Here is a 9,992-nt window from a genome sequence, read left to right as displayed (position 1 = left end):
GGCGGTGCGGGCCGCTGAAGCGGGGGCCGAGGCCACCGCCGCCATGCGCCCCCGCCTGGGCCGCGCCAGCTACCTCGGGGACCGTGCCATCGGCGTGCCCGATGCCGGCGCCGCGGCGGCCGTGATCTGGTTGCGGGCGCTGTCTCCCTTCGTCAGATAAGGCAGGATGGCCTTCCGGCTGGAGGGCCGCCATCCCCCTGGGTTATCCTGCGCCAGAGCTGAACGAAGGATGCGGCATGGCGCGAATTCTTCCGGTGGCATCGTTCGACTGCGTGGTCTTCGGTGCGACGGGCGACCTGACGATGCGGAAGCTGCTGGCGGCCTTGTACCACCGCTACCGCGACCGGCAGTTTCCCGATACCAGCCGCATCATCGCCGCGGCGCGCAGCGGGCTGGAAACTGAGGGTTTCCGCCTGCGGGCCGAGGCGGCGCTGCGGCAGCATGTGAGCCCCGCCAACCTGGACGAGGAAACGCTGGGCGCCTTCCTGGCCCTCATCCACTACCGTCAGGTCGATGCCCTCTCGGACGAGGGATGGGAGGCGCTGGTCGCCACGCTCGATGAGCGGCCCGGGCAGGTGCGGCCATTCTACCTGGCCACCTCGCCTGAACTCTACGGCCCGATCTGCCAGCGTCTGGCGAGGCATGGCGGCTTCAATGCCCTGTCCCGCGTGGTGCTGGAGAAGCCCATCGGCCACGACCTTGCCTCCGCCCGCGCCATCAACAAGGCGGTTGGGGAAGTCCTGCCGGAATCGCAGATCTTCCGCATCGACCACTACCTCGGCAAGGAGACGGTGCAGAACCTGCTGGCGCTACGCTTCGCCAACCCGATTTTCGAGCGGCTGTGGAATGCCGATGTCATCGACCACGTGCAGATCACTGTCTCCGAGGTCGTCGGGGCAGAAGGGCGCGCGGGCTATTACGACCGCTCCGGCGCCCTGCGGGACATGGTGCAGAACCACATGCTGCAACTGCTCTGCCTGCTGGCGATGGAAAGCCCGCTCTCGCTGGACACGGACGCGGTGCGCGACGAGAAACTGAAGGTGCTGCGCGCGCTGCGGCGGTTTGAACCGCATGAGGTGAACAACTTCACCGTGCGTGGCCAGTATGTCGCGGGTGCGGCCGAGGGGCGGCCGGTGCCCGGCTATCTTGCCGATATCGGCAGCACCGAGCGCAGCATGACGGAAACCTTCGTGGCGCTGAAGGCGCAGGTGAATTCCTGGCGCTGGGCGGGCGTGCCCTTCTACCTGCGCACCGGCAAGCGGTTGCCGCGCAAGATGAGCGAGATCGTGGTGCAGTTCCGCACGCCGCCCTTCAGCGTCTTTCCGCGTGACCAGCACGACCTGCAGCCCAACCGCCTGCTGATCCGCCTGCAACCCGAGGAAGGCATGCGGCTGGAGATGATGACCAAGGAGCCTGGCCCCGGCGGCCTGCACCTGCGCCCCACCGGGCTCGACATCAGCTTCGAGAAAACCTTCGGGCAGCACTATCCCGATGCCTATGAGCGCCTGCTGATGGATGTGGTGCGCGGCAATACCACCCTGTTCATGCGGCGTGACGAGGTGGAAGCCGCCTGGGACTGGGTGGAGCCGGTGCTACATGCCTGGGCGGAGCGACCGGAGGCGCCGCGCCCCTATGTCGCCGGCACCTGGGGGCCCACGGCCGCCATCGCCATGATCGAGCGCGATGGCCGCACCTGGTATGAGGGCATCGAGTAAGCCGGGCGGCATCCGGAGCATGTTGATGGCTTTGTCGCCGTCAACACGCTCCGGCACATCATAGGATCAGTCGATGGTGGCGCCGGCGCGGCGGCCGATCTCGCCCCACCGCTTGGTTTCCTCCGCGACGAAGCGGCGGAATTCCTCCGGCGAGCCGGGAGCCGCGCGCGCACCCTGCTGCTCATAGGCGGAAACCAGCTCGGGGTCGCGCAGGGCCTCGGTTGCCGCGCTGTGCAGCAATTGCTGGATCGGCGCCGGAGTTCGGCTCGGCACCATCAGCCCATACCAGTTGACCGGCGCGACATCCGGCTGGCCTGCTTCGGCCAGGGTCTGCACCTCCGGCAGCAGCGGCGAGCGGGCGTCACCAGCCACGGCGATGGGCCGCAGGTCACCCGATTGCACCTGCGCGAGCAGCGCCGGCATATCGGCGAACATCATCTGCACCTGCCCGGCCATCAGGTCGGTCACGGCGGGCGCGGCGCCGCGATAGGGAACATGCACAATGTCGATATCTGCGGCGAAGCGCAGGGATTCACCGGCCAGATGCGGCATGCTGCCATTGCCGGAGGAGGCGAAGTTCACCTTGCCAGGATTCTTCTTGGCATAGGCAATCAGCTCCGCCAGGTTCTTCACCGGCATCTTCGGATTGACTGCCAGAAGCTCCGGCATCAGCGCCACCAGCGTGATGGGCGCGAGGTCCTTCTCGACATCGTAAGGCATCTTCGGCATCAGCGTCGGCGAGATGGCGATGGCGCCGGCACTGGTGAGCACCATGCTGGTGCCATCCGCCAGGCCCTTGGCCACCGCGTCGGTGCCGACGACGCCGCCGGCGCCGGAGCGGTTCTCGATCACCACATTGCGCTTCAGGCGCGGGCCCATCTTTTGGGCCAGCAGGCGTGCCAGCAGGTCATTCGGCCCGCCGGGCGGGAAGGGGACGATGAGGCGCAGCGGCACGTCCGGCAGCGTGGCGGCACCCTGCGCCAGCGCGGGGGCGGAGAGGGAAGGCTGCAGCAGCGCCGTGGCGCCGAATGCGGCGCCGAGCGCGGTGAACTGACGACGGTTCATTAAGGTTTCCTCCTGAAAGCAGCGAATGAAGACGAAAGGCTCTAGCCGCCCGCCACCCCTTGGGTATTGACGTAGAGAGAATAGATGGAACGGCAGGAAGCCATGAACAGGCGGTTCCTGGCGCGGCCCCCGAAGCAGAGATTGGCGCAGCGCTCCGGCAGGGCGATATGGCCGATGGCCTCGCCGGCCGGCGAGAAGACGCGCACCCCGTCCAGCTCCTCGTCGCCCATGCCCCAGCCGCACCAGAGATTGCCATGCACATCGACCCGGAAGCCATCGGGCGTGCCGGGTCCGGCCTCGACCAGGACCCGCCGGGCGCCAAGCCTGCCATCGGCCTCCACATCGAAGGCCAGAATATTGCGCGGCCGCGCGCGGGATTCGATGACGTAGAGCTGCTTCTCATCCGGGGAGAAGGCGAGGCCATTGGGGCCGTTCACATCCGCCGCCACCACGGTGGCTTTGCCGGTGACGCCGTCGATGCGGTAGATATTCGCCGGCAGCTCCTGCTCCGCCGCGAACCCCTGGTAATTGCTGACGATGCCGAAGGGCGGATCGGTGAACCAGATGGAGCCGTCCGACTTCACCACCACATCGTTAGGCGAGTTCAGGCGCTTGCCTTCGAAGCGGTCCAGCAGCACGGTGATGCTGCCGTCGTACTCCGTGCGCGTGACGCGGCGGCCGCCATGCTCGCAGGTGATGAGCCGGCCCTGCCGGTCGCGCGTATTGCCATTGGCGAAGTTGGAAGGGCCGCGGAAGGTGCTGACGGAGCCGGTTTCCTCCTCCCACTTCAGGATGCGGTCGTTCGGTACGTCGCTCCAGAGCAGGTAGCGGCCATCGCCGAACCAGACCGGCCCCTCCGCCCAGCGGTAGCCGGTGGCGAGGCGCTCCACGGCCGCGAGGGGCAGCCGGTAATGCTCGAATTCCGGCCGCAGGACGCGGATGGCCGGATCGGGGTAGCGCTGGCTGGGCTCCCACATGGTCAGGCGAGTTCCGGCGCGAAGGCCTCGGGCAGGCCGATCTGGAAAGTGTTCAGCGTCATCGAAACCATGCCGTAATAGCCAAGGATGCCGACCAGCTCGACCATGCCGCGTTCACCCAGCGCCGCGACACCCTCGGCATAAAGCGCCTCCGGCACCTCGCGCGTCTCCAGCAGGCTGGTGGAAATGGCATAGACGGCGCGTTCCTGCGCATCGCGCAGCGGCGGCGGACGCCGTGCCGCGATGGCCTCGATGGTGGCGGGGTCCATGCCCGCCTTCAGCCCCTCGCGCTTATGCACCGTCCATTCGTAATGGGAGGTCCAGTAACGGGCGGTGATCAGGATGGCCAGTTCCGAGAGCGTGGGCGGCAGCGTCGTCTGGTAGCGCAGCACCTCGCCCAGGCGCTGGCCGCGCCGGGCGAATTCCGGGCTCTGCACCCAGGCCGTCATCGGCGCGGGCACGCGGCCCCGGATGCCGGCGGCCGCTTCGGCGCAGACTTCTCGCTGCTCCGGGGTCATTGCATCCTCGGCGGGCAGGGCAAGGCGGGGCATGGCGTTTCCTTCTTGTCTAGCGATCGGTCTTGGGCAGCAGGTCGGGTGCCGCGGTGGCCTCGATGCGCGCGGCATCGCCGCCAAGCCCCCGGGTCACCTGCAATGCTTCCCGCAGCACCAGCCGGCGGCAGAGCATCTCGACCTCGGGCGTGAAGCGGTAGAGCGGCACGGAGATGCCGATGGAGCCTGCCACCTGTCCTGTGGCCCCGAGCACCGGGGCAGCGGTGGAGGCCAGCTCCCGGTGCCGTTCCCCCTTGGTGACCACCGGCAGCAGCGGTGGGGGCTCGGGGCCCTCGAAGGCGATCAGGGCGCGCCCGTGCGCGCCGCGCCCCAGGGGCTGCACCTCGCCGACGCGGGCATAGTCGCGCACGATCTGCGGTGAATCCAGGCGGAAGGCGCAGCGCCGCTGGTCGCGATCCCGCACGAAGAAGGTGGCGCTTTCGTCGCTCTCCTGGCGCAGCCGTTCCAGCGCCGGCGGTACATGGTCTTCCAGCCGCAGAGATCGGCGGAAGAGATCCCCCAGTTGCATCAGGGTGGGGCCCAGCAGGTAGCCGCCATTCGGCAGGCGTTGGATGAAGGCTTGGCTTTCCAGCGTCTGCAGCAGCCGCAGTGCCGTGGTCATGTTGAGACCGACACGGCGGGAAAGCTCGGCCAGCCCCAGTGGCTCGTCTTCCTCGCGGAAGGCGCAGAGGAGGGCCAGGGCACGGTCCACGGCGCGGACATTGCCCTCGTTCAGGCCAGTGGGCTTCTCGGCCTCGGGTTTCGCGGCGGCGCGGCTGCGCCCTAGGCGCGGGGTGCTGGGTGGCTTGCTCACCCCGGCATCATAGCGGCGTTCCTGGTTTTCGGAAGTGTGTTGCGCCTGGTGGAAGTGACGTCTAGCTTGCGCGGCGGGGCTGGCCCGGTGCCTGCCAGACTGCAAGGAAGAACGATGCTGAACAGGTTCGCGGACAAGGTCGTGATCGTCACCGGGGCCGGCTCCGTCGGCAGCGGCTGGGGCAATGGCCGCGCCGCCGCCGTGCAATTCGCGCGGGAGGGCGCCGCCGTCTACGGCGTGGACCGCAACCTCGCCGCCATGGAAGAAACGGCCGCGCTGATCGCCGAGGCGGGTGGCCGGTTCATGCCAGTGGAATGCGACGTGACGGACAGTTCCTCCGTGCGCGGCATGGTCGAGGGCTGCCATGCCCGCTTCGGCAGGATCGATGTGCTGGTCAACAATGTCGGCGGCTCCGCACCCGGCGGCCCGGTGGAGATGCCGGAGGAAGTCTGGGACGCGCAGGTGGACTTCAACCTGAAGAGCGTCTTCCTGACCTGCAAATACACGCTGCCGATCATGGAGGCGCAGGGGCAGGGCGCCATTGTCAACCTGGCTTCCACCTCCGGCATCCGCTGGACCGGGGCGGCGCAGGTGGCCTATGCGGCCTGCAAGGCCGGCATCATCCAGTTCAGCCGTGTGGTGGCCGTGCAATACGCGCCCAAGGGCATCCGGGTGAACACGGTGGTGCCGGGCCAGATGCACACGCCGATGGTGGAAGTCCGGCTGGCCAAGCAGCGCGCCGGTGGCGATGCCGAGGCACTGATCAAGCAGCGCCTGGCGCGCATCCCGCTCGGCTTCGCGGGGGATGGGCGCGATACCGCCAATGCCGTGCTTTTCCTGGCTTCGGATGAAGCGCGCTTCATCACCGGCACCGAGCTGGTGGTGGATGGCGGCATGTCCGTGCGCTGCGGCTGAAGCAGGGCTAAGCCGGCGGGCCGACGCGGTTTCGGTGGAACCGCGGATCAGCACTTCGCCTTGGCCAGGACTTCATCATGGAACGCGCCGAGGTGCCGCAGCAGGGCGGCGGGAGCCTCGGCGGCGGTGAAATGCGCCGCATCGACCTCGGCGAAGCGGCTGCCGGGGATGCGCCGCGCCGCGCGCCGCACCAGTTCCGGCGGGCGCACGGCATCCCGCGTGCCAGCCAGCAGCAGCACAGGGCAGGCGAGGACGCCCAGCAGGCTTTCCACCGCCACCTCCAGCAGCGCCTCATTCTGGCGGGCAAAGCCATAGGGGTCGTTGGCCAGGTAGCGGGCGCGGTAACGCGCGCGGGCCCCGGAGCCATCGGGCGGCCAGGAACGGTCCAGGGTAATGGGCAGGGTGGCGCGCAGCCCCTGCTCCTCGGCCTGCCGGGCGCGGTCCCGCATCAGGCCAGCGCGGGCGGGGTCGATTTCCAGCGCGGGGTTCAGCAGCGCCAGGGAGGCCACCTCCCCAGGTCGCCGCGCCGCCAGCATCACCGCCTGCGCGGCCCCCATGGCGGCGCCCACGAGATGAAAAGGCGAGTGCAGGCGCAGGGCCGCCAGCAAAGCATCGAGGTCGGAAACCAGGGTCTCCAGGCCGAAGGGCTGGCGTGGTTTCTCCGACCCGCCGGCGCCGCGCTGGTCGTAGCGCAGCACGTGGAAGCGGCGGGAGAGTTCCGGCACCACGCCGTCCCAGCTTTCCAGGCTGCCGCCGATCTCATGGATCAGCACCAGAAGCGGCCCTTGACCCTGCAGCGTGTAACGCAGGGAGACGCCGTTCACCTCCGCCCAGTCCACGATGCCGTTTTCCTTCCCCTGCCGCCGCCATTCGCGCAGGTGACCTAATGCGGCGGGGCGCCATACACAAAAGCCCTTCTTCTATGGCAAACCATACCGCCACGGCATGGATGGGGAGCCACGATGGACCTGCGGGCGCTGCGCTACTTCCTCTCGGTGGCCCAGCTGGGTGGCATCACGCGCGCGGCCCAGGCGCTGAACGTCGCGCAACCGGCCCTGAGCCGGCAGATCCGCAAGCTGGAAGAGGAGTTGGGCGTCACGCTGCTGGTCCGCCGCCCACGCGGGGTGGAACTGACCCCGGCCGGCGCCCGCCTGCTGGAGCGTGCCGAGGCGGTGTTCCGGTCCCTGCGGGAAACGGCGGAGGAGCTTCGTTCCGACACCCTGGCGGGAACGGGGCGCCTTTCCCTGGGGGTGCCGCCCGCCATGGGGGTGATGCTGGTGCCGGAGGTGATGCGGCGTTTCCGCGCCACCTTGCCGCGGGCGGCGCTGCATGTGCGGGAAGGCGTGGGCCACTGGCTGGTGGAATGGGTGCTGGAGCAGCGGGTGGACCTGGCGCTGGTCCATAATCCGCCGCGCCTGCCGGAACTGGAGGTGGAGCCGCTGATCGTGGAGCGCATGGTGCTGGTGCTGCCACCTGCCGGCACTCCGGCGGACTGGCCGGTGCCGCCCGCAGGGGAGATCAGCCTCGCCCAGGCGCTGCAACTGCCGCTGATCCTGCCAACCCACCCGCATACCAACCGCCTGCTGCTGGACAGCGCCCTGGCGCGCGGCATGCAGCCGGTGCGCCCGGCCATGGAGGTGGACAGCGTCAGCATCACCAAGGCCATGGTTGGCGCCGGCCTGGGTGCCACCATCCTGACCCATGCCGCCGTCCATGCCGATGCCTTGGCCGGCCGGTTGCGAGCCTCGCCGATCGGACGCCCGCCGCTGATCTCCAGCCTCGCCCTGGTCAGGCTGCGGCGGCGCGCGGCGAATCTCCTGCTGGAACCGACCGGCGCGCTGATTCGCGAAACGCTCTCCCGCTTCGCCAGGGAAGGTATCCTGCACGGCGCGCTGGCGACATCGCATGTGCTGGGCGGAAGCGAAGCAAAAGGCTAGGCGCCAGCACAGATCGTGGTGAGGTGCCGCTGCGGAAGGAGGGAGCGGCATTGACGCCCTGCCATGGCCTGCCAGACTGCTTGAGCCGGCACCGCCACTCCATGAGTGCCGGAGCAACAGCCTGAAGGGAATGTCCGGATGCAGAGCAACGCGGTCTACCCCGACCTCGCCGGCCGAAGCGTCTTCATCACAGGTGGCGGCAGCGGTATCGGCGCTGCGCTGACCCGCGCCTTCGCCCACCAGGGCGCGAAGGTTGCCTTTGTCGATATCGCGGAAGAAGACAGCTCGGCACTGGTGCGCCAGATTCGCGGCGAAGGGGTGACGCATGAACCAAAGTTCATCCGCTGCGACCTGCGCGACATCGCCGCCCTGCGCGCCTCCGTGGAACAGGCCCGGCAGGCGCATGGCGACATCACCGTGCTGCTGAACAATGCCGCCAATGACCAGCGCCATAAGCCCGAGGACGTGACGCCGGAATACTGGGACGAGCGCATGGCGATCAATCAGCGCCCCATGTTCTTTGCCGCGCAGGCCGTCATTCCCCAGATGCAGCACGCGGGCGGCGGCGCCATCGTCAACTTCGGTTCCGTTAGCTGGAAGCTGGGGCAAGGGGGAATGCCGGCCTATACCATGGCGAAGGCTTCGGTGCATGGCCTGACGCGTGGCCTGGCGAGGGACTACGGCAAGCAGAATATCCGCGTGAACACACTGGTTCCCGGCTGGGTCATGACCAAGCGGCAGCTGACGCTCTGGGTCACGCCCGAGGCGGAGAAGCAGATCGAGGCCGGCCAGTGCCTTGCCGGGCGGGTGATGCCGGAGAATATCGCGGACATGGCGCTTTTCCTCGGCTCGGCGGCTTCCTCCATGTGCTCCGCCCAGGAATTTGTTGTGGATGGTGGCTGGACCTGACATCAGCCTTTCCAACGAATGACGGAGACGTGAAGACCGAAGCGTGTTCTTCCCAGTCTCCAGCTTGCTCTGCTAGCCTTCCTCGCAACAGCCGGTCCGGCTGCCATAAGGCCCGCCAAACAAGGGCCGCGAGGACGTTCAGGAGAGAGCATGAAACGGCGCAGTCTGCTTGCCGCCCCGGCGGCGCTTGCCCTGGCGGGTGCCCCCCGTGTCCTGCATGCGCAGGAAAAGAAGACGCTGGCCTTCGTCGTCAACGTTTCCGCCGATTTCTGGACCATCGCCCGGCGCGGCATCGAGAAGGCGAACCGGGAACACCCCCAGTTCAACATGGAGATGATCGTGCCCGGCCAGGCCAGCGCCGCCGAGCAGCGCCGTATCGTGGACGAGCTGCTGGCGCGCAAGGTGGCCGGCATCGCCATCTCCGCCATCAACCCGGGTAATTCCACCGAGATGCTAAACCGCGCCGCTGCCCAGGCGGTGCTCTTCACCACCGACAGCGATGCACCGGCCAGCAACCGCGTGGTCTATATCGGCACCGACAATGTCGCCGCCGGGCGCGAGGCCGGGGCGCAGATGAAGAAGGCACTGCCGAATGGCGGCAAGGCCATGCTCTTCGTCGGCACCATGGATGCGGACAACGCGCGGGAACGCGTGCAGGGCATCCGTGAGGCGCTGCAGGGCGGCAATATCGAGGTCGTCGATATCCGCACGGACGAATCGGACATGGCCCGTGCCAAGCGGAATGTCGAGGATGTCCTGGCCCGTTATGCCGATATCGACCTGCTGGTTGGCCTCTGGGCCTATAACACGCCCCAGATCTACCAGGCGGTGAAGGGCGCCGGGCGCGAAGGCCGCGTGAAGGTCGTGGGCTTCGACGAGGACGGGCTGACGCTGCGCGGCATCGCTGATGGCACCATCCATTCCACTGTGGTGCAGCAGCCCTTCGAATTCGGCTACCAGAGCATGGTCGGCATGGTGAAATACCTGAACAACGACCGTGACTTCATCCCGGCCAGCAAGCAGATCATTATCCCGACCCGCATCATCGACAAATCGAATGTCGAGGACTTCCAGAAGCAGATGCGGGATCTGCTGCGCACGCGGTAGGA

Annotated in this window: 11 protein-coding genes; 6 read left to right on the top strand and 5 right to left on the bottom strand. The window is 68.0% G+C overall.

The genetic code is table 11. The features are described 5' to 3' along the window. Positions 1 to 4 precede the first annotated feature (4 nt). The gene (locus tag IBL25_RS03980) at positions 5 to 160 is read left to right on the top strand and encodes a DAK2 domain-containing protein (RefSeq protein ID WP_367615553.1); all 156 of its coding nucleotides are present in this window, start codon (positions 5 to 7) and stop codon (positions 158 to 160) included. Positions 161 to 236: 76 nt separating this feature from the next. Continuing rightward, positions 237 to 1,715, top strand: coding sequence for a glucose-6-phosphate dehydrogenase (gene zwf, locus IBL25_RS03975; protein WP_187777261.1), 1,479 nt, complete (start codon positions 237 to 239; stop codon positions 1,713 to 1,715). 66 nt (positions 1,716 to 1,781) lie between these two features. On the opposite strand, the gene IBL25_RS03970 is transcribed toward zwf, so the two are convergent. The 4 genes from IBL25_RS03970 to IBL25_RS03955 are packed head-to-tail and all read right to left on the bottom strand — an operon-like array spanning position 1,782 to position 5,122. Beyond that, positions 1,782 to 2,780 (bottom strand): Bug family tripartite tricarboxylate transporter substrate binding protein, encoded by a 999-nt coding sequence (locus IBL25_RS03970; RefSeq protein ID WP_187777260.1) that lies wholly within the window; start codon positions 2,778 to 2,780, stop codon positions 1,782 to 1,784. A 41-nt stretch (positions 2,781 to 2,821) separates the two neighbouring features. Beyond that, a complete protein-coding gene (locus IBL25_RS03965) occupies positions 2,822 to 3,763 on the bottom strand; it encodes an SMP-30/gluconolactonase/LRE family protein (protein ID WP_456315851.1) in 942 nt (313 codons plus the stop codon). Beyond that, the gene (locus tag IBL25_RS03960) at positions 3,760 to 4,308 is read right to left on the bottom strand and encodes a carboxymuconolactone decarboxylase family protein (RefSeq protein ID WP_202986671.1); all 549 of its coding nucleotides are present in this window, start codon (positions 4,306 to 4,308) and stop codon (positions 3,760 to 3,762) included. The genes IBL25_RS03965 and IBL25_RS03960 overlap by 4 nt, the downstream gene beginning before the upstream one ends. Positions 4,309 to 4,324: 16 nt before the next feature. Then, complete coding sequence (locus IBL25_RS03955; protein ID WP_187777258.1) at positions 4,325 to 5,122, bottom strand: IclR family transcriptional regulator; 798 nt, start codon at positions 5,120 to 5,122, stop codon at positions 4,325 to 4,327. Between the two features lie 114 nt (positions 5,123 to 5,236). On the opposite strand from IBL25_RS03955, the gene IBL25_RS03950 reads away from it, so the two are divergent. Further along, a complete protein-coding gene (locus tag IBL25_RS03950; RefSeq protein ID WP_187777257.1) occupies positions 5,237 to 6,037 on the top strand; it encodes an SDR family NAD(P)-dependent oxidoreductase in 801 nt (266 codons plus the stop codon). Between the two features lie 47 nt (positions 6,038 to 6,084). On the opposite strand, the gene IBL25_RS03945 is transcribed toward IBL25_RS03950, so the two are convergent. Continuing rightward, positions 6,085 to 6,876: an alpha/beta fold hydrolase gene (locus IBL25_RS03945; RefSeq protein ID WP_187777256.1), complete on the bottom strand. Its 792-nt coding sequence runs from the start codon at positions 6,874 to 6,876 to the stop codon at positions 6,085 to 6,087. A 123-nt stretch (positions 6,877 to 6,999) separates the two neighbouring features. On the opposite strand from IBL25_RS03945, the gene IBL25_RS03940 reads away from it, so the two are divergent. The 3 genes from IBL25_RS03940 (at position 7,000) to IBL25_RS03930 (ending at position 9,990) form a co-directional block, all read left to right on the top strand. Beyond that, positions 7,000 to 7,974, top strand: a complete 975-nt coding sequence (locus tag IBL25_RS03940; protein ID WP_187777255.1) for a LysR family transcriptional regulator — start codon at positions 7,000 to 7,002, stop codon at positions 7,972 to 7,974. A 138-nt stretch (positions 7,975 to 8,112) separates the two neighbouring features. Then, positions 8,113 to 8,883 (top strand): SDR family NAD(P)-dependent oxidoreductase, encoded by a 771-nt coding sequence (locus IBL25_RS03935; protein ID WP_187777254.1) that lies wholly within the window; start codon positions 8,113 to 8,115, stop codon positions 8,881 to 8,883. 150 nt (positions 8,884 to 9,033) lie between these two features. Next, entirely contained in the window at positions 9,034 to 9,990 is a 957-nt protein-coding gene (locus IBL25_RS03930; RefSeq protein WP_187777253.1) for a sugar-binding protein, read from the top strand. The last annotated feature ends 2 nt before the right edge of the window (positions 9,991 to 9,992 follow it).

It is taken from the genome of Pseudoroseomonas ludipueritiae (assembly GCF_014490445.1).
Classification (GTDB): Bacteria; Pseudomonadota; Alphaproteobacteria; order Acetobacterales; family Acetobacteraceae; genus Pseudoroseomonas; species Pseudoroseomonas ludipueritiae.
The sequence above is the reverse complement of the archived record's forward strand: the minus strand, read 5'-3'. Positions and strand labels throughout refer to the sequence as shown.